This window comes from Nonomuraea roseoviolacea subsp. carminata (genome assembly GCF_024172185.1).
Lineage (GTDB): Bacteria > Actinomycetota > Actinomycetes > Streptosporangiales > Streptosporangiaceae > Nonomuraea > Nonomuraea roseoviolacea.
Window position 1 is genome coordinate 8,411,861 of record NZ_JAMZEC010000001.1, and the last position, 19,549, is coordinate 8,431,409.

Genomic DNA, 19,549 nt, shown 5'->3' on the forward strand with positions numbered 1-19,549 from the left:
GAGGAAAGCCGTGCTCGGTTCGAGGCGAGGCTGGACCCAGATCGCCGCACTCCTGGCCGTCGTGGTGCCCGCCACGCTGCTCAGCCCGATCGCCGCGCAGGCGGCCGACGACGACCCGGCATGGCACCAGGCTCAGGAGCAACACGCCGTACCCGGTCATGCCGTCAAGGCACAGGGGCTCCTGACGGATCCGGGCGCCGCGTACGACCTCAAGGGCGCGCCCGCGGTGACCTGGCCGGGGCCGGGTACGGCGGTGACCGCGGCCGGCGGTGGCTCCGCGAAGGCGCGGGCGGGGCAGCTCCCGATCTGGCTGGGACCGGCCGCCGTCCAGAAGAACGGCAAGGCCCCGGCCACCGCTGGGGCCGCCCCCGCCGTCGAGGTACGGACGCTGGACGCGCCCACCGCGGCCAGGTCGCGCATCGACGGGCTCGGCATCCGGCTGAAACCGTCCGCTCCGGCCCGGATGGCGGTCGAGGTGGATTACTCCGGCTTCCGGTACGCCTACGGCGGCGACTGGGGCTCGCGGTTACGCCTGGTCGAGCTGCCCGCGTGCGCGGCCACCACGCCGGAGCGGCCCGAGTGCCAGACCCGGACGCCGCTGCCCACGCGCAACGACGTCAAGACGGGCCGGCTGGCGGCCGACGTCGACCTCGCGGCGGGCGCGACCACGCTGGCGGCGGAGGCCGCGCCGTCCGGCTCCGCGGGCACGTACGAGGCGACGTCGCTGTCGCCGTCGGCGACGTGGAACGTGAGCAACCAGAGCGGCGCGTTCTCCTGGTCCTATCCGCTGCGCCTGCCCCCGACGCCGGGCGGCCCGACCCCGAACATCGGCTTCGTCTACTCCTCCGGCAGCATCGACGGCCGTACGGTCGCCACCAACAACCAGGTGTCCTGGATCGGTGAGGGCTTCGACTACTGGCCCGGTTTCGTCGAGCGCCGGTACAAGGCGTGCGCCGACGACGGCGTGACCCCCAAGCGCAACGACCAGTGCTGGGGCAACGACAACGCCACCCTGTCACTGAACGGCCAGGCCACCGAGCTGGTGCTGGACGACGCGACCGGCACCTGGCAGCCGAAGGACGACGACGGCTCCAAGATCGAGAAGCTGTCGGGCGCCGACAACGGCGACAAGGACGGCGAGTACTGGCGCGTCACCACCCCCGACGGCACCCAGTACTACTTCGGCCGCAACCACCTGCCGGGCTGGGCCGAGGGCAGCGCCGAGACACAGTCCACGTGGACCGTCCCGGTGTTCGGCGACGACTCCGGCGAGCCCTGCCACCAGGACTCCTTCTCCGACTCCTGGTGCAAGCAGGCGTGGCGGTGGAACCTCGACTACGTCGTCGACCCGCACGGCACCGTCAGCACCTTCTGGTACGGCCGCGAGACCAACTACTACCGCCGTGATGTCACCACCCTGACCGACGGCGTCCCGAACGGCACCCCCACCGCCTACGACCGGAGCGGCTACCTCAAGCGCATCGACTACGGGCAGCGCTCGGACGCGATCTTCTCCTCCTCGGCCCCGGCCCGGGTTGTCTTCGACGCCAAGGAGCGGTGCATCGCGACGTCGAGCTTCGACTGCGCGGAGAGCAAGTTCACCAAGGACAACGCCAAGAACTGGCCCGACGTCCCCTACGACCAGAACTGCGACTCCGGCGACAAATGTCTCGACCGGTACTCGCCCACGTTCTGGACGCGCAAGCGGCTGGCCGCCGTCACCACGCAGGTGCTGTCCGGGAGCGCGTACAAGGACGTCGACATCTGGACCCTCGACCAGCAGATGCGCGCGCCCGGGGACGGCACGGCGCCGGCGCTGTGGCTGGCCGGGATCCAGCACACCGGCAAGGTCGGCGGGACGGCGTCCCTGCCGCCGGTGAAGTTCGCCGGCGTGCAGCGGCCCAACCGGGTCGACGCGCTCGAAGGACGCCCGCCGCTGACCAAGTGGCGGATCTCGGCGATCGACAACGAGACCGGCGGCGCCCTGTCCGTCACCTACTCCGACGAGGACTGCACCGCCGGCAACACCCCCGACCCGGACTCCAACACCCGCCGCTGCTACCCGCAGTACTGGTCGCCCGAGGGCGCCACCTCGCCCAAGCTCGACTGGTTCCACAAGTACGTCGTCACCCAGATCCAGCAGATCGACCGCACCGGCGGTGCCCCCGACACGCTGGAGACGTACGAGTACCTGGGCGGCGGCGCCTGGCACCACGACGACGACGACGGACTGACCAAGGACAAGTACAAGACCTGGTCGCAGTGGCGCGGCTACGGCAAGGTGCGGGTGCTGCGCGGCGCCCCGGGGGAGCAGCGCTCCAAGGCCGAGTTCACCTACTTCCGCGGCATGGACGGCGACGAGCAGTCCGGCGGCGGCACCCGCGACGTCAAGGTCACCGACTCCACGGGAACCGCCGTGGACGACGCCGAGCCGCTGCAGGGCCGCGTCCGGGAGGAGATCCGCTACGACGGCCCCTCCGGGCCCGCCATGACGGGCACGATCACCGGCTACTGGACGAAGCAGACCGCCAAGCGGGTGCGTCCGTGGGGGACCACCACGGCGAGCATGGTGCGCGAGGACAAGGAGCGCACCCGCACCGCGCTGGCGTCGGGTGGCTGGCGGTACAACACGACCGACACCGACTACAACGGCGACGGCCTGCCCACCCAGGTCAACGACCTCGGCGACCAGGCCACCGCCGACGACGACAGCTGCGTCCGCACCACCTACGCCCGCGACGCCGCCCGCTGGATGATCTCCTACGCCGTCCGCGTCGAGACCGTCACGAAGGCGTGCACCGTCACTCCCGACCGGCCGGCCGACGTGACCTCCGACGTCCGCAAGTACTACGACGGCGGAACCTTCGGCGCGGCGCCGTCCAAGGGCGACGTCACCAGGACCGAGAAGCTCGGCTCCTGGGACGGCGGCCCCCAGTACGTCACCGCCGGCTCGACCACCTTCGACGTCTACGGCCGCCCCCTGGTGGTCACCGATCCCAACGGCACCACCACCAGGACCTCCTACACCCCGGCCACCGGCCTGGTCACCGCCAAGCAGGAGACCAACGCCCTCGGCCACGTCACCACCGCCGAGATCGAGCCCGCCTGGGGCCTGGCCACCGCGACCACCGACGCCAACGGCAAGCGCGCCGACCTGGCCTACGACCCGCTCGGCCGGCTGACCGGCGTCTGGCTGCCCGGCCACGCCAAGACCGGCTACGCCTCGACCCCGAACATGAAGTTCGGCTACCAGATCCGCGCCGACGGCCCGACCACCGTCTCCACCTCGACGCTGCGCGCCGACGGCGCCACCTACATCACCGGGTACGCCCTTTACGACGGACTCCTGCGCCCCAGGCAGAAGCAGGAGCCCGCGCCGGGCGGCGGCCGACTGATCAACGACACCCTCTACGACACCCGTGGCCTGGTCTACAAGACCAACGCCGACTACTACACCGAAGGCGACCCCGGCAGCACGCTGTGGGTCCCGGGCAGCGACGACGACGTGCCCGGCCAGAGCGTCACCGTCTACAACGGCATGGAGTGGCCGACCGCGCAGATCTTCCGCAAGCGCGGCACCGAGCAGTGGCGCACCACCACCACGTACGGCGGCGACCGCATCAGCGTCGACCCGCCCGCCGGCTCCACCCCCATCACGAAGATCACGAATGGGCAGGGCGAGACCACAGAGGTCCGCCAGTACAAGGGCGACGCCCCGACCGGCGACTACGAGGCCACCAAGTACACCTACACCCGCGCCGGACAGCCTGCCACCATCACCGACACCGCGGGCAACACCTGGACCTACCACTACGACCTGCGCGGCCGGATGGTCCAGGTCGACGACCCCGACAAGGGCACCGCCAAGCTCACCTACGACGACAAGAACGACCTGCTCACGACGGTCACCGACGCCCGTGGCTCCAGTCTGTTCCGCACCTACGACGCCCTCGGCCGCAAGACCGCCGAATACGCCGGCACCTCCGCCGCGGGCACCAAGCTCGCGGAGTGGACGTTCGACAAGCTGCCCGACGGCACCGTGGTCAAGGGCCAGCCGACCGGCTCCACCCGGTACGTCAAGAACGCGGCCACCGGTGCCATGGACGCCTACACCAGCTCGGTCACCGGCTACGACAACGCCTACCGGCCCACCGGCACCCAGACCGTCATACCCGCCGCCGAAGGCGGGTTGGCCGGCACGTACAAGACCACGACCGACTACAACCCCGACGGCACCGTCCACCGCACCGTGCTGCCCGCCGCGGGCGGCCTGCTCGGCGAGACGATCCTGTACGACTACGACCAGCTCGGCAACCCGACCACGATGCGGGGCCTGACCAACTACGTCACCTCGACGACCTACGGCAAGCTCGGCCAGGTCCTCGACATGACGATGAGCACCGGCCTGAAGCGGGTCAAGGAGACCAACTTCTACGAGGAGGGCACCAACCGGCTCACCCGTTCGGTGTTCGAGCGGGAGACCGCTCCGATCTCGGTGGCCGACACGCACTACACCTACGACCCGTCCGGCAACATCACCAAGATCGCCGACACGCCCTCCGGCCAGACGCCCGACGTGCAGTGCTTCCGTCAGGACTGGCTGCAACGCCTCACCGACGCCTGGACCTCCACCGACGACTGCGCCACCGCACCCTCGCAGAGCATCGTCGGGGGACCCGCGCCCTACTGGCAGTCCTTCGCCTACGACAGCGTCGGCAACCGCACCAAGGAGATCGACCACCAGGCGACCGGGGACATCACCAAGACCTACACCTACGCCGGACCCGGCAAACCGCAACCGCACACGCTGAGCTCCGTCGCGTACGACGGCGGCCCGCGCGACGGACAGATCGACACCTACACCTACGACAAGACCGGCAACACCACCGAACGCGGCTCAGGCCGCCTGCTGGAATGGGACGTCGAAGGCCACCTCGCGAAGTCGACCGACCCCTCCGGCGTCAGCACCTTCGTCTACGACGCCGGAGGTGAACGGCTCCTCCGCCGCGACCCGGCCTCCACCACCTTGTACGTCGCCGGCATGGAGATCCGGCTCGACACCAAGACCGGTGCCAAGAGCGCGACCCGCTACTACGACTTCGCCGGGCAGGCCATCGCCGCTCGTACCGGCAAGGGCGTGACCTGGCTCGGCGCCGACCACCACGGCACCGCGGACACCTCCGTCGACGACACCTCCACACAGGCGATGACCCGCCGCCGCTTCACCCCGTTCGGGCAGCAACGCGGCGTCGCACCGGCGTCCTGGCCCGGCCAGAAGGGCTTCGTGGGCGGCGTCATCGACGAGGCCACCGCCCTGACCCACCTCGGCGCCCGCGAGTACGACGCCGAAACGGGCCGCTTCATCTCCGTCGATCCCGTCTTCGACGCCTCGGACCCGCAGAGCTGGAACGGCTACGCCTACGCCGACAACAACCCGGTCACCGGCTCCGACCCCACGGGGCTGATGTACGACGGCGGCACCCAGTGCGGGATCATCGCCTCCAACCCGTGCAACCCGCGCTCCGGCGGCGGTGGCGGAGGCGGAGGTGGTGGCGGGGGGTCCTACTCGTCACCTCCCCCGCCGAGCAACCCGCCTCACTGCGGCCGGTGGAGCTTCGGCTGCAAGGCCAAGAAGATCTGGCACGAGCACAAGGCCACCATCGTCAACGTCACCGTCGCGGTCGTCGTCACGGTCGGCTGCGAGGCGGCCACGATGGGTGCCGGCAGCATCGGCTGCGCCGCCGCGGGCGGAGCGGCAGGCAACCTCGCGGGCTACCTGGTCTCGACACCGCGCGACGAATGGAGCGCCGGGGGAGCGTTGAAATCCGCCGCGGTCGGCGCCATCACCGGCGCGGCAGGCGGTGTCGTCGGCAAGGGCGTGAGCGCGGCACTCGGCAAACTCGCCACCACGGCGACCGGAAGGGCCGTCGCCGGAGCGGCGGGCAAGGCAGCCAGCAGAACCAGGAACGCCCTGGGCCGCGGCGGCGGGGCGGCGGCCGAGGGCGGCGAATCCGCGGGCGCCGCGGCAGCCCGCAAAGCCGGAAGCAAGGTACCGGGAGGCAAGCCCAAGGCGGCCTCGGCAGGTCCCAGGGGTTGTCCCACTCCCAACAGCTTCGTCGCCGGCACCAAGGTCGAACTCGCAGACGGTACGTACAAGGTGATCGAGAAGATCAAGGCGGGCGACAAGGTCCTCTCCACTGACCCGATCACAGGAAAGTCCGCGCCGAAGCCGGTCGTTGCGGCCTTCTCAGGTGTCGGTTACCTCAACGTCGTCCAGATCACGGTCGACACCGACGGTAACAGGGGCGATGACACCGGCGTCATTCTGGCCACCGAACACCACCTGTTCTGGGACACCAAGGACCGCCAGTGGGTCCGCGCCGATCATCTGACGGGTGCCGATCGTCTGCGCACTCCCAGTGGCGCGACGGCCCAGGTCGTCGGCACCACCGTGCAACGAAATCACCCGGCCGTCTATGACCTGACCATCGCCGACACCCATGCGTACTACGTGCTGGCCGGGACAGCTCCCGTGCTCGTTCACAACTGCGGAACCGGAACGGTCACAGATGAGGTAATGAATGAGCACATCCTTCCGCGACACTTCGCGGGTCACAAGGACGCCGGACAATGGCCTTTCAAGTCGAAGTTCGAGGACTGGGTCACGCCCGACCATATCCGTAATTGGGCCAGGCTTGCGATGAGGCAGCCGATTGACGGTACGAATATCGGTACCGGCTCCGGTCATCAGCATATCCTCCAGATCGGAAGCCGCCACCCGATCGGCTACGATGTGAATGGGAACGATCTGTTCTCCATCGCGGTATGGGTGGATGACGGCATGGTGACGAGCGTTCATCCGTATGGATGAGGTAGCTGATGATCGATGTTCAGGTGCGCACGGAATCCGGTGATATCGTGGTGCACGGATCATGCGGATTGGACTGGAAAGCGGTCGGGCGCATAGACGAAGACGAGTTCCCGTTCTTGGGTAGCCTGCTGCCGTACGCGGACACGATGTTCAACTCGCGGCAGACCGAAAGGCTTCGGCGGGAAATCGCCGACCAGTCCGTCAGTCAGATTCTCGGGCGCGATGCGGTGGCGGAGATCGAAAGACTTTGTCTGCAGGTGAAAAACGGGCCGCATCTCTATCTGTGGTTTCTGGGAGACTAGAAGTCGAAGGGGACGGGGCGGTCAGGATCATCATGGATGGTCCCCGTCCGCCTACATGATCGCCGTTGGCCTGGTCAGCCTCGCCGCGGTCATCGCCCTCAGACAGGCCCGCATCCCAGAGGCCGTCGGCTAGCCCCTCAACCAGGGGGTTTGCGCCCCGATGCAAGGGTTTTCTCCCTGTCCATACTTCCCGTCACGCTGCCTTGTGCGAGCCCGTCCGGGAACCCTCTACCTGAGGAGAGGTCAGGACCATGCGTTACGCAAGAAGGAGCCCGCTGCCCGCCGCAGCCCTGGCGATGATGGCCATGGCGCTCGCGCCGGTCCTGGCCTCTCCCGCACACGCCGACGAGCAGGGGCGGACAGCGCAGCGGGGAATCATCACCGCTGCACACGCCGATGACCCTGTTGAGACACCGCCGGACGACTCAGAGCCGGACGAGACGGCTCTCGGCGGCGACACGGTGCACACCGAAGGCTACGAGGCGCGTTTCTACATCAGGAGCGGCGGCTGCGAGGGCTGGGTCTACACCAAGAAGCGCAGCGGCCACTGGTACGCCAAGGGCGTCATCCGGTCACGCCGCAACCACTGCTTGATGCTGCTGGAAACGCGACACGGCAGTGGTGGATACGTCCAGGTCTCGAACGAGTACCGGGCCATCAACGAGACGATGAGCACTGGCTACCACTGGGATGATCGCGGCTACAGTGCGCGGGTGTGCATCCAGAATTACGACAACACCGAGGAGCAATATCGGTGCGGTAGAGGGGTCTGACAGAGCCTTCAGATGAAAAGGGCTTGACCCGCTTGGCGCGCGCCCTTGACGACCTCGAGGCGCTCTCCACACGCTCGGTTCTTCTTGGGTCCGGGCTACGTTCGGTCAACGTGGCCACGTGAAAGAAGAGATCATCGTCCTCTGACCTCCTCCGCGACGAACCGTGGCCTGCTAAGGGACTCATGGGCTGTCGGCCTTCCTACGTCGGCCGCGCCGGGTGGTATTCCGGCTGTCCGGTCGGCCGGTACACGTGCACGCCGACGCCCCTCGCGTCGGTGTGGGAGCTGACAACCTCGAGCGCGGCGTCGGGGCCATCGTCCGGAAACAGCCGCATGCCCTGTCCGAGCAGCACGGGAACGACCAGCAGCGTCAGTTCGTCGACGAGGCCGGCCGCGAGCAGCGAGCGGATCAAAATCGCGCTCCCGTGTACCTGGATCTCGCCCGATGACGATTCCTTCAGTTCCCTGATCGCCGCGGTCGCATCCCCGGACAGCAGCGTGACGGGTCCCCACGACGGCTGCTCGAGACTGTTGGATGCGACGTACTTCTGCGCCCCGTTGAGCGCGACCCCGATGGGGTGCTCCTGCATCTCCGGCCGGGTGCCCCAGGTCTCGGCGAACATCTCGTAGGTGCGCCGCCCGAACAGGAACGCATCCGCCCGCTGATAGGTCCGGGTGATCATCTCGCCGGTGTCATCGGCGAATGCCCCGAGCGCCCAGCCGTCCCGCGTGAACCCGCTCGCCAGTTCCTCGGGAGTCGCGTGACCGTTGCCCTGCATCACACCGTCCACGGTGATCTGCGTCATCGTCGTGAGTCTCATGTCTCCATCGTGGCGCGCACCGGCATCCGGCGGCAATCATGCGTGCCGAAACGGCAACAGCGCGCGCCACGGGCTGACCGGCCCTCTCTGGATGCCGCAGAGAGGGTTGATCCCGTCCGTCCGTACGACCATGCTGTTCTGGCGGCATTGTGGGAACAGGCGTGCCCAGCTTGGCCTGCTGATGCCGCCGACGAGGCTTTACCGGCTGCCGCTCGACGACCTCGTCGGCGCACCTGCCCTCGGAGATCCGGGATCCACCCGCGGACTGTCCCCTCAGTCAGCCAGGTAGGAGATCGAGCGAACCTCGTAGCCGGTGGTCCGGGAGCCGCGTACGTGCATCAGCATCGCACCGCCCTCATAGGAGTAGGCGCACGAGTAGCCCCGCGATTCCTTGCTGCAGCCCTGGAAGAAGTGGGTGACGCCGCGCGGGTCGTAGGTGACCTTGAACAGCTTCCGCACCGTGGCGGAAGTGGCGACCTCGAGCGCGCCGTACTCATCGCCCCGCTTCCAGGCGGCGAAGAGATGCTTGGCCACGGTGGACGGCTCGGTGATGTGCCGCGACAGGTAGACCTTGCTGACCTTCGAGCCGGTGACCACCATCGCGATGCCGTCGAGCCCGCCGGGCACGCGCACGCTTGTGTGCACGAACCGGCACACGTTGCCGGAACAGCCGTCGAAGCGATCGGGCGCGCGGTAGGCATAAGTGAAGATCGTCTTGACCGCGGCAGGGGTGGCTGCCTTCGCCGCGGCCGTGCGGTCGGCGGCCAGCCAGGCGTGGAACAGCTTGTTCGCCACCGTGCCGGGCGCGGGCGTCCCGGCCGAGGCGCGAGCGGCCCAGGCGGGGCCGGCGGAGGCGAGCGTCAGTGTCGCAGCCGCAGTGAGAGCGGCGCCGAGGACGAGTCGTTTGAACACACTGCGACGCTAAGGGCGGCGCCTTGCGCGGGGATTGATCCCGGCTTGCAGTGGTCCAGGCGCCTTGCGGCGGTTGCGATGCAGCCCAGGAGGCCGCTCGGGCGCTGTCGCCGGCCAGGACTCGGGCAGAGGCTTCCACGGCAGGCGCATCAGCATGCCGGCACCACAACCCGCGCAGGGTTCGGGAAGCCCTCATGTTTCCTCATCGTGAAATGCCATTTCACTTTCGCGTCCGGCGGCGCTTTCTCGGAGATATAACGCCGTCTTCCACACAGCCAGCAATGCCATTGCGACACAACGCATTCATTGCCCAAATTCCGGCAATTCTGTAAATTCGGTGGCGATACTCCTCGCCGTTCACTTATCAACCGGAACTATTCCTGATTTGGTGTCGTCCTTGCCGCCGTTACCGCGTACCGGCAGGTGACGGGCGTGCGCGTACACCCGGGATCACGGACGCATGGGGCAGGTGGGAATGACGACGGTCGGAGAACCGGATCGGGCCGCTCCCGGCGGGACGCGGCCGTGGCCGCACGGGGCGGCGCGGTGGTATCGGCGGGACCCGCTGGGGTTCGTCGAGCACGCGGCCCGCGAGCGGGGCCCGGTGTTCCGGCTGCCCGACGACGGGTCGCTGTGCGTGGCCGACCCGGCGGAGGCCCTGCGGGTGCTGCACGACGAGGAGGGCCACTACGACGACGTGTCCGACTTCTTCCACGTCCGCGGCGGCCGGCTGGAACCGCGGGAGACGCAGGTCGCGATCGGGCGGGCGGCCCGCGCGACGTTACGCGCCCATCTGGCCGCGCATCGGGAGCGGCTGCCCGCCGTGGTGGCGGAGCTGGGAGAGGTCAGCGAGTGGCCCGCGGCCGGGCGGGCCGCCGTGTACCGGTTCCTGGCCGAGGCGCTGCTGCGGCCGGACAGCCCGCCGCCCCTGCGGGAGCTGATGGAGCAGGTGGTGCGGAACGATGTCCTGATCCGTCCCAGCGGCCGGCTGGCGAGCGTGATGCGGCGGGCGCTGTGGGCACGCGTGGTGCGGGCGCTCACCGGCGAGGTGCTCGCCCGCCGGGCCGGCCCGCGGTCCGGCGGGCGGGGCGACCTGCTGGACGCCGTGATCGAGGCCGCCCCGCCCGATACGCCTGCCGCGCAGCTCGCCCAGGCGTATCTGCTGCTGTTCCGAACCTCGGTGGCGCCGGTGGGCCACGTGGTCGCCTGGGCGCTGCTGGCAGCCGCGACCGACGGCGTCGACCTGGCGGACGTGCCCGCGGAGTCGGCCGTACGGGAGTCGCTGCGGCTGTGGCCGGTGGCGTGGCTGCTGGGCCGCCCCGTCCTGCGCGCCCATCAGGTCGGCGGCGTGCGGCTGGAGCCGCGGGACAGCGTGTCGGTCTGCGCCTATCTGCTGCACCGCGACGAACGGCACTGGCCCGAGGCCACCCGGTTCCGGCCCGGCAGGTGGGACGGCCCCGGCCCCCGCGGGCCCTACCTGCCCTTCGGCGGCGGCCCGTTCACCTGCGCCGGCGCCGTCGTCGCCCGCAACCTGGCCTGCGACCTGCTCGCCGCCGTGACCGACAGCGCCCGTCTCGACGTACGCGGCGGTCGCGGACAGCCCCACGTGGCGGGCATCATCACCCCTCCCTCGTTCCGACTGCACCGGACCCCCTTCGCCCGTCGAGAAAGGAGGTGAACTCCATGAGGAAGCTGCTGCGCCGCGTCACCGGCCGCCGGATCAACCGGCAGGCCTGGTACATCTGGTAGTCCATCTCCGGCGAGCCGTGCCGGGCCCGACGGCCCGGCACGGCTCCGCTCCCGACGAGGCGGGACACCCGCCCCAGGAGGCACGCATGTCGCGGGTGGATGAGACGCTGGCCGCCTACGAGAGCATCGCGGCCCGCTACGACGAGCTGAACGCGCGGATGGACACCGCCGGCCTCGTGGCCCGCTTCGTGGAGGCGGTCGATCGGTACGGGCCAGGCGGTCGGCGGCTGCTGGACGCCGGCTGCGGCACCGGCCGCAGCAGCGTGGCCTTCCGCGAGCGCGGGTTCGAGGTGACCGGCTACGACCTGTCCCCCGCGATGGTGGCGATGGCCCGCCGCCGGCCCGGGGCCGAGGAGATCGGGTTCCTGGTGGGACGGCTGCAGGAGCCGCCGCCCGGGCTGACCGGCTTCGACGTGGTCGCGTGCGTGGACGTGCCGATGGCGTACCTGACCGGCACGGACCAGCTGCGACAGGCGCTGACGGCCGCCCGCGACCAGCTCGCCGAGGACGGGGTGCTGGTCTTCGATGTGAACACCATCGGCTACTACCGCCGCATGTTCCGCGTCCCCACGGTCGCCGACCGGGGCGACCGGTACGTGGTCCGGTTCGCGCAGTCCCCGCGGATCGAGGCCGACGCGGTCGTGGTGACGCAGTTCGACCTGTTCGAACGGAACGGCGCGGGCTGGGAGCGGCTGTCGATGCGCCACGTGCAGCAGCACCATTCCGACCGGACGGTGCGCGAGGTGGCCGAGCAGTCCGGGCTGCACGTCGTGGCCGCCCACGGGCTGGTGGGGACGTCGACGCGGGACCCGGCCGACGAGACCGACCACGACCGCATCCTGTATGTCGCCCGCCGGGCCGGCTGACGTCGGCCGGGTGACAGTGCCTCAGGAACCATGCGCCGGAGAGCCGCCGAGATGGAGCCCGGCTCGGCCGCGCTGCGCCTGGCTGCCATGATGGTCCCGCCATTCCGCCGCCGCCCCGGGAGGACCCCGTGCGCATCGCCCTCGCCGGTCTCGCCACCAGTCATCCGTACACCGACGCCCGCACCCTGGCCCGGTACGCCGAGCTGGTGGTCTGGGAGCCGGACCCCGAGCGGCTGGGGCGGTTCACCGCCGAGCACCCCTCGGCGGTGGTCGTCCCGAGCCTGGCCGAGGCGCTGGCGACCGGGCCCGACGGGGTGGTGCTGACCGTGCCCAACCCGCGCGTGCCCGACGCGCTGGCCGCGGTGCTGGAGACCGGGGCGGCCTGCTTCGTCAACAAGCCCGCCGCGGCCAGCCGTGAGCAGCTGGACCGGCTCGACCGGCTGCCGATCCACGACCGGGTGATGTCCACGTCGGTGCTGCGGTTCGCCCCGGCGTTCGCGGGCCTGAGGGTGGACCCGGCCGACGTGCAGGCCGTACGGGCCACCGTGCGGCACGACGTCGGGCTGTGGGCGACCGGCTACAACGCCTGGCAGGACACGCCGGGGGAGGGCGGCGGCACGATGGTGACCATGGGCGTCCACGGCGTCGAGCTGCTGGTCGCGCTGCTCGGGCCGGACGTCAGGCTGGCGGGGGCGGCGGGCGCCCGGCGGCACTACGCGAGCCTGCGCTCCGAGGACACCGCCGTCATGGCGCTGCGGTGGTCCCACGGCGTCACCGGCACGGTCGAGGTCCTCGGCGTCACGGAGGGGGAGTCGTACAGCGTCACCCTGCACCGGCGCGACTCCTCCGAGACCGTCGTGATCGAAGGAGGCGACGACCCGATCCAGGGCCTCGGCTACGAGGGGACGATCGCGGCGTTCCTCGACATGGTCAAGGGCGCGCCGAGCCCGGTGCCATGGACGCAGACCCGCGCCGTCCTCGACGTCCTCGTCTCGGCCCGCGAGAGCACCCTTCCCGCGCCGCCCGCGTCCTGACCGCTTCCGACACCGACCCCGTCTCCGCAAGCCCGCCCGGCCGAATCCCAGGTCCCGGTGGTGCTCCCTCGTGTCCCGGCGTCCCGGCCCTCCGGCGAGCGGCTTCCTCCGAAACGGCCCGTACCACGGTCATCTCCTCGCTCGCGTGCCGAGGCCGTTGACACGCGCACTCTGCCACAGTTACGGTCTGGACCGTAAATAACGTACAGAGGGAGACGGCGTGCGGACGACAGCGGAACTCGAGGAGCGGCTGGCGCGGCCGAGCGCCGGGCTCGTCGACGATCTCGACAGGCTCGACGGCGACATCCTGATCCTCGGCGCCGGCGGCAAGCTCGGCCCCAGCCTGGTGCGGCTGGCGCTCAACGCCACGGCCGCGGGCAGGAGCGACCGGCGGGTCATCGCCGTGTCCCGCTTCTCCGAGCCCGGCCTGGCCGACGCGCTGCGCGCGGAGGGCGCCGACGTGGTGCCCGCCGACGTCGCCGACGAGGGGGCGCTGCGCGAGCTGCCCGAAGCGGCCAACGTCGTCTTCCTGGTCGGCGCCAAGTTCGGCACCGCCGGGCGCGAGCACGCCACCTGGTTCACCAACACGTACCTGCCCGGCCGGGTCGCCGACCGCTTCCGCGGCAGCCGCATCGCCGCCCTGTCCACCGGCAACGTCTACCCGCTCGTCCCCGTGACCAGCGGCGGCAGCACCGAGGAGTCCGCCACCGGCCCGGTCGGCGACTACGCGATGAGCTGCCTCGGCCGGGAGCGGGTCCTGACCCACTTCGCCGAGACCCACGGCACCCGCATGGCGCTGATCCGCCTCAACTACGCGGTCGAGCTCCGCTACGGCGTGCTCGTGGACCTCGCCCAGAAGGTCCTCGCCGGCGAACCCGTCGACCTCGCCACCGGCCAGGTCAACGTCGTCTGGCAGGGCTACGCCAACGAGGTCACCCTCCGCTCCCTGCTGCTGGCCGGGACGCCGCCGTACGTGCTCAACGTCACCGGCCCGGAGCTGATCTCCGTACGGCAGGCGGCGCTGGCGCTGGGGGAGGCCCTCGGCAAGGAGCCGGTGTTCACCGGTGAGGAGGCGCCCACGGCGCTGCTGTCCAACGCCTCCCGCTGCCACCGGCTCTTCGGCTACCCGCAGATCACGCCGGCCGAGCTGATCGAGCACACCGCCCGCTGGGTCGCCGGCGGCGGCCCGCTGCTCGGCAAGCCGACCAAGTTCGAGCGCCGCGACGGCCGCTTCTGACCCGCGCCCGCGCACGAACTCCTGATCCGCGCGCCTCGCCCTGGTCCCTGGGCGGGGGCGCCACCAGCCACCAGCCACCAACCGTGACACAAGGGGGATCCCACGTGCTCAGCACGGCTCCAGAGGCGCAGACGTCCGTGCGCCACCTCTTCCGGCGCGGCCTCGTCATCCCCGCGCACCCGCTCGCCCTGACCGAGGACCGCAAGCTGGACGAGCGCCGCCAGCGGGCGCTGACCCGCTACTACGTCGAGGCGGGCGCCGGGGGACTGGCGGTGGGCGTCCACACCACCCAGTTCGCGATCCACGGCACCGACCTGCTCGCGCCCGTGCTCGAACTGGCCGCCCGCACGGCCGGCGAGGCGGGCCGCGAGGTGGTGCTGGTGGCCGGGGTCACCGGCCCGGCCGCGCAGGCGGTGGCCGAGGCCGAGCTGGCCCGCTCGCTCGGTTACCACATGGTTCTGCTCGGCCCCCACCGCGAGCTCGACGAGGACGCCCTGATCGAGCGCGCCCGCGCCGTCGGCGAGGTGCTGCCCGTGATCGGGTTCTACCTCCAGCCCGCGGTGGGCGGGCGCGCCCTGTCGCGCGACTTCTGGACGCGCCTGGCCGCGATCGAGTCGGTGGTCGGCATCAAGGTCGCCCCGTTCGACCGTTACCGCACGCTCGACGTGCTGCACGGCGTGGTACGCGCCGGGCGGGCGGGCGACGTCGCCCTCTACACCGGCAACGACGACCACATCCTGGCCGACCTCATCACCTCGCACCGCGTGGTGGTCGACGGGCGCGAGGTGGACGTCGAGTTCGTCGGCGGCCTGCTCGGCCAGTGGGCGGTGTGGGTGCGGCGCGCCGTGGAGCTGCTGGAGGAGGCGAAGCTCGCCCGGGGCGGTGACGACGCGGCCGTACGGCGGCTGCTCACCCTGGACGGCCACCTGACCGACGCCAACGCCGCCATCTTCGACACCGCCAACGGCTTCCACGGGTGCATCCCGGGGATCCACGAGGTGCTGCGCCGGCAGGGGCTGCTGGCCGGCCGCTGGTGCCTGGACCCCGCCGAGGAGCTCTCCCCGGGGCAGCTCGCGGAGATCGACCGGATCTGGGCGGCCTACCCGTGGCTGCGCGACGACGACTTCGTCGCCGGCGGCCTGGACCGCTGGCTGTCCTGACATGCCCGCCCGCCGACCGGACGCCGTACCCGTCTCATCAGAGGGTGAGACGGTACAGCGTGAGCGGGCGGCCGCTGGAGCCGCTGGTCAGGTTGCCGGTGCGCTCGGCCAGCCCGGCCAGCTCCAGCCGGTGCAGCATGCGGCGCGCGGTGCGCTGCTGCACGGCCAGGCGGTCGGCGATCTCCCGGGTGGTGAGCGGCTCGTCCCCGGCGGCGGCCCGCGCCTCCAGCAGCTTCTCCAGCGTGGGGACCGACAGGCCCACCCGGCGCGCGATGACCGACAGGTTGTGCTCGGCCGCCGGGGGCGCCGGCACCGACTCCAGCACGATGTCGGTGTCGGCCCGCAGCGACAGCACGGCGGCCACCTCGCCGATGCGGCGCGCCCGGGCCAGCGCCCGGCGGGCCAGGCTCTCGGCCTCGGCCGCGCTGCGCCCGAGGCCGAAGCCGATGCGGACCGCCTCGTTCTGTCCGGCCAGCCGCGCCAGCATGGGCAGGCAGGTGAAGCCGCCGGTGGCCTCGTGCAGCGGGCCGCGTGTGGTCACCAGCAGGTGCGTGCCGCCGCGGAAGGCCGCGATCGTGCCGCCCAGCGCGGCGGCCTCGCGCAGCAGGCCCTCCTCGCCGGCCACCTCGATCAGCCCGAGCGCGATCTGCGCGTCCTCCTGCGCCTGGCCCTCGGCCGTCAGCAGGAGCTGGCGCAGCGCCACGCGCACCGAGTGGACCGACGGCACCAGCCGCAGCACCTGCATCTCGTCGCGCAGCGCCTCGTGGACGCTGCTCAGGCACGTGATCACCGGGTGGCCGGGGTGGCGGCGGTGGAAGGCGACGGCGTTCCTGGAGGTCATCTCCGGCCGGTAGGGGAGCGTGCGCAGGGCGTCGGTCGGCAGGCCGGCCTCGGCGAACGTCGTCGTCACGTCGGCCGCCGACAGGGTGTCGATGGACAGCCGGGTCACGTCCACGCCCTCGTGCTGAAGCCGGACGAGGGCGCTCAGCAGCGTCGCGCCCGAGTAGTCGACGAACGACGCCGGACGCGTCAGCACGTCGGCGTCGCGGGCCAGCATGTACGGGACGATGCCGGTGAACAGCCATCCCTCCACGGACGGGGCGTGCGCCTCGACGATCGCGGGCGCCTGGGACTCGTGGTCGTAGTCCAGGCGCAACGCGGTGAGGCCGGGCTGGTCCTCGCACGTGGCCGCGACGTCGTCGACCAGATCATGCGGGCCGACGACCCCGATGACGATTCCCACCCACGTCCCCCTCTTGGCTTATTTCGGTCAAGACCGCAATCATATCCTTGCGAGGTGCCCCGGTGAAGTTCCCGTCCATGGCCGAAGCGGCCGGCCGTACCCTCGGCGACGAGGAGGTGGCCGCGGCCGAGCGGGTGATCCGCTCCGGCATGCTCAACTCCGTCTGGGGCACCGAGGCCCGGCTGCTCGAGGCGGAGGTCGCGCGGATGTACGGCCTCCCTCATGCGATCTCCTGCAGCTCCGGCACCGCGGCCCTCCACCTGTCGGTCGTGGCGGCCGCGCCGGACCCCGGAGACGAGATCATCACGACGCCGATCACGGACTTCGGGACCGTGGCCCCCATCTTGGCGCAGAACGCCGTCCCTGTCTTCGCGGACGTGGACCCCGTGGACGGGAATCTCGATCCGGACGCCGTCGCGAAGCTGATCGGGCCGCGGACGCGGGCGATCATGGCGGTGCACCTGTTCGGCGCCGCGGCCCGGGTGGACGAGCTGCGCGCCCTGGCCGACGCCCACGGCCTGGCCCTGATCGAGGACTGCGCGCAGGCGTGGCTGACCGAGTTGCCCGCCCCTGAGGGCATGACCGGCTCTCCGGGACTCGCGGGGACCGTGGGAGACGTCGCCTGCCTCAGCCTCCAGCAGTGGAAACACATCACGTGCGGCGACGGCGGGATCGCCGTCACCGCGGACGACGAGCTGGCCCGGCGCATGCGGCTGTTCGCCGACAAGGGCTGGGACCGCGCGGCCGGGCGTTCGCACGCCTCCTTCGGCCTCAACTACCGCATGACCGAGCTGCAGGCCGCGGTCGCGCGGGCCCAGCTCGCCAAGCTGCCCGGCGTGGTGGCCGCCCGGCGGCGCACCGCCGCCATGCTGCTGGACGCGCTCGGGAACGTCCCCGGCCTGCGGCTGCCCCGCCCGGACGGCCACGCCTGGTGGCTGTTCCCCCTCGTGCTGCCCGGCGGCGGCGCGCCGGAGCTGGCCGAGACCCTGAGCGCGGCCGGGATTCCGGCCCGGGCCGGGTACCTCGGCGAGCCCCTCAACCGCGCGCCCGTCTGGCACGGGCCCGTCTACGGCGCCTCACGCGGGCCCCTCGATGGCTACACGCCGGCGGACTGCCCCGAGGCCGACCGCCTCGTGGCCGACACCCTGCTGGTCATCGACTGGAACGAGCACTACACCGGCGAGCACGTCGACCTCATCGCCCGGGAGATCGCCGCGGCCCGGCCCGGTGGCCGCGCGTAGTCACGGTCGGATATCAGGCGTTGACCTGGCTCGGCGCCCCTCACTACATTTCGGTCAGGACCGGTATTACGGGAAAGGAAGCCGCCATGAGGAAGACAGCGGCAGTCGGCATCGCCGCCGCGCTGGGCGTCGCGATCGCCGGGTGCGGATCGAGCGGCTCGGACAAGAGCACCGTGACCCTCTGGATGTATCCGGTGATCGCGGACCAGGCGAAGAGCCAGGCGTTCTGGGGCAAGGTCGAGAAGGACTTCGAGGCCAAGAACCCCACCGTCGACGTCAAGGTCGACCTCCAGCCCTGGGAGGGCCGCCAGGAGAAGGTCACCACGGCCCTCATCTCGAAGAAGGGCTTCGACCTGGTCGTGCTCGGTCCCGACCAGATCCCCCAGTACGCCCAGCAGGGCACCGTCGAGGCCGTCGACGACGTGATCGCCGCCGACAAGGCGAAGTACCTGCCCAACGCGCTGAGCGCCCTCACCGTGAACGGCAGGCTGTACGGCGTGCCGATCTACCAGACCATCACCGCCCCCATCTACAACAAGAAGCTGTTCGCCGAGGCCGGCGTCGACCCGGTGCCGCGGACGCTCGCCGAGCTCAAGGCCGCCGCCCCCAAGCTGGCCGCCAAGAAGGTCGCGGTGCTGGACTACCCGGGCAAGCCCGAGGTCAGCCTCAACCAGAGCTTCTACCCGCTGCTGTGGGCCAACGGCGGCAGCGTCTTCGCCCCCGACGGCAAGAGCGTCGCCTTCAACGGTCCCGAGGGCGTCGAGAGCCTGCAGCTCCTGCTGGACCTGAAGGCCGCAGGCGGCCTGCCGGAGAACACCGCCAGCAAGGGCAACGACATCGAGGGCGGCCAGCTCGCCGCCGGCAGGACGGCGATGTACCACGCGGCCACCGCGCTCCAGGCCACCCAGCTCGGCGCCGCCATCGGCGCCGAGAACGTGGGCATCGGCCTGCCGCTGGAGGGCAGGAAGCGCGTCGCGTTCGGCATCTCCGGCGGCCTGGTGCTGGCCAAGTACTCCGAGAACAAGGACGCGGCGAAGAAGTTCGCCGCCTTCCTCGCCTCGCCCGAGGTGTCGGCGCAACTGGCGAAGGAGTCGGGCTTCTTCCCCGCGCGCACCGACGTGACCGTCCCCGGCCAGTCGGCCGAGGCCCAGGAGTTCGCCAAGTCGCTGCAGTACGCCTTCCCGGGTGACACGCACCCGAAGGCCCGCCAGGTGATGGGCGTGCTCGCCCCGCACATCCAGGCGGCGCTGCTCGGCAAGGAGGACGCCAGAACGGCTCTCGACGCCGCCGCCAAGGAGGCCGACACGCTGCTGAGCAGCGGCGGCTGACCGGAGGAGAGAG

13 protein-coding genes are annotated in these 19,549 nt (G+C 71.0%); 10 read left to right on the forward strand and 3 right to left on the reverse strand.

Annotated features, from left to right (window positions below; genetic code table 11):
- The first annotated feature begins 10 nt into the window (after positions 1-10).
- The 3 genes from HD595_RS47025 to HD595_RS39025 all read left to right on the forward strand — a co-directional run bounded on the left by HD595_RS47025 (position 11) and on the right by HD595_RS39025 (position 7,946).
- The gene (locus HD595_RS47025) at positions 11-6,871 is read left to right on the forward strand and encodes a polymorphic toxin-type HINT domain-containing protein (RefSeq protein ID WP_253778220.1); all 6,861 of its coding nucleotides are present in this window, start codon (positions 11-13) and stop codon (positions 6,869-6,871) included.
- 8 nt (positions 6,872-6,879) lie between these two features.
- Positions 6,880-7,173 (forward strand): hypothetical protein, encoded by a 294-nt coding sequence (locus tag HD595_RS39020; RefSeq protein ID WP_253778222.1) that lies wholly within the window; start codon positions 6,880-6,882, stop codon positions 7,171-7,173.
- A gap of 251 nt (positions 7,174-7,424) precedes the next feature.
- Positions 7,425-7,946, forward strand: a complete 522-nt coding sequence (locus HD595_RS39025) for a hypothetical protein (RefSeq protein ID WP_253778223.1) — start codon at positions 7,425-7,427, stop codon at positions 7,944-7,946.
- A 199-nt stretch (positions 7,947-8,145) separates the two neighbouring features.
- Here the strand turns inward: HD595_RS39025 and HD595_RS39030 are convergent, their stop codons facing one another.
- On the reverse strand, positions 8,146-8,751 hold the full coding sequence (locus tag HD595_RS39030) for a dihydrofolate reductase family protein (protein ID WP_253778225.1): 606 nt from the start codon (positions 8,749-8,751) through the stop codon (positions 8,146-8,148).
- A 288-nt stretch (positions 8,752-9,039) separates the two neighbouring features.
- Positions 9,040-9,678: a hypothetical protein gene (locus HD595_RS39035; protein ID WP_253778227.1), complete on the reverse strand. Its 639-nt coding sequence runs from the start codon at positions 9,676-9,678 to the stop codon at positions 9,040-9,042.
- A gap of 475 nt (positions 9,679-10,153) precedes the next feature.
- On the opposite strand from HD595_RS39035, the gene HD595_RS39040 reads away from it, so the two are divergent.
- From HD595_RS39040 to HD595_RS39060, 5 genes are all read left to right on the forward strand, one after another.
- The gene (locus tag HD595_RS39040; protein WP_253778229.1) at positions 10,154-11,356 is read left to right on the forward strand and encodes a cytochrome P450; all 1,203 of its coding nucleotides are present in this window, start codon (positions 10,154-10,156) and stop codon (positions 11,354-11,356) included.
- A gap of 157 nt (positions 11,357-11,513) precedes the next feature.
- A complete protein-coding gene (locus tag HD595_RS39045; protein ID WP_253778231.1) occupies positions 11,514-12,293 on the forward strand; it encodes a class I SAM-dependent DNA methyltransferase in 780 nt (259 codons plus the stop codon).
- A gap of 128 nt (positions 12,294-12,421) precedes the next feature.
- Positions 12,422-13,327 carry a Gfo/Idh/MocA family protein gene (locus tag HD595_RS47030; protein WP_253778233.1) on the forward strand — a complete coding sequence of 302 codons (906 nt, stop codon included), beginning with the start codon at positions 12,422-12,424 and terminating at the stop codon, positions 13,325-13,327.
- Between the two features lie 220 nt (positions 13,328-13,547).
- A complete protein-coding gene (locus tag HD595_RS39055; protein WP_253778235.1) occupies positions 13,548-14,564 on the forward strand; it encodes an NAD-dependent epimerase/dehydratase family protein in 1,017 nt (338 codons plus the stop codon).
- A 104-nt stretch (positions 14,565-14,668) separates the two neighbouring features.
- Positions 14,669-15,724, forward strand: a complete 1,056-nt coding sequence (locus HD595_RS39060; protein ID WP_253778237.1) for a dihydrodipicolinate synthase family protein — start codon at positions 14,669-14,671, stop codon at positions 15,722-15,724.
- A gap of 37 nt (positions 15,725-15,761) precedes the next feature.
- Here the strand turns inward: HD595_RS39060 and HD595_RS39065 are convergent, their stop codons facing one another.
- A complete protein-coding gene (locus HD595_RS39065; RefSeq protein WP_253778239.1) occupies positions 15,762-16,967 on the reverse strand; it encodes a response regulator in 1,206 nt (401 codons plus the stop codon).
- A gap of 62 nt (positions 16,968-17,029) precedes the next feature.
- On the opposite strand from HD595_RS39065, the gene HD595_RS39070 reads away from it, so the two are divergent.
- Complete coding sequence (locus tag HD595_RS39070) at positions 17,030-18,208, forward strand: DegT/DnrJ/EryC1/StrS family aminotransferase (protein WP_253778241.1); 1,179 nt, start codon at positions 17,030-17,032, stop codon at positions 18,206-18,208.
- A gap of 86 nt (positions 18,209-18,294) precedes the next feature.
- Positions 18,295-19,536 carry an ABC transporter substrate-binding protein gene (locus tag HD595_RS39075; RefSeq protein ID WP_253778244.1) on the forward strand — a complete coding sequence of 414 codons (1,242 nt, stop codon included), beginning with the start codon at positions 18,295-18,297 and terminating at the stop codon, positions 19,534-19,536.
- Positions 19,537-19,549 lie beyond the last annotated feature (13 nt).

Bases quoted from the DNA above. Each gene is read 5' to 3' on its own strand.
- HD595_RS39020 (WP_253778222.1), top strand. From the start codon at position 6,880: ATGATCGATGTTCAGGTGCGCACGGAATCCGGTGATATCGTGGTGCAC.
- HD595_RS39025 (WP_253778223.1), top strand. From the start codon at position 7,425: ATGCGTTACGCAAGAAGGAGCCCGCTGCCCGCCGCAGCCCTGGCGATG.
- HD595_RS39030 (WP_253778225.1), bottom strand. From the start codon at position 8,751: ATGACGCAGATCACCGTGGACGGTGTGATGCAGGGCAACGGTCACGCG.
- HD595_RS39040 (WP_253778229.1), top strand. From the start codon at position 10,154: ATGACGACGGTCGGAGAACCGGATCGGGCCGCTCCCGGCGGGACGCGG.
- HD595_RS39045 (WP_253778231.1), top strand. From the start codon at position 11,514: ATGTCGCGGGTGGATGAGACGCTGGCCGCCTACGAGAGCATCGCGGCC.
- HD595_RS39075 (WP_253778244.1), top strand. From the start codon at position 18,295: ATGAGGAAGACAGCGGCAGTCGGCATCGCCGCCGCGCTGGGCGTCGCG.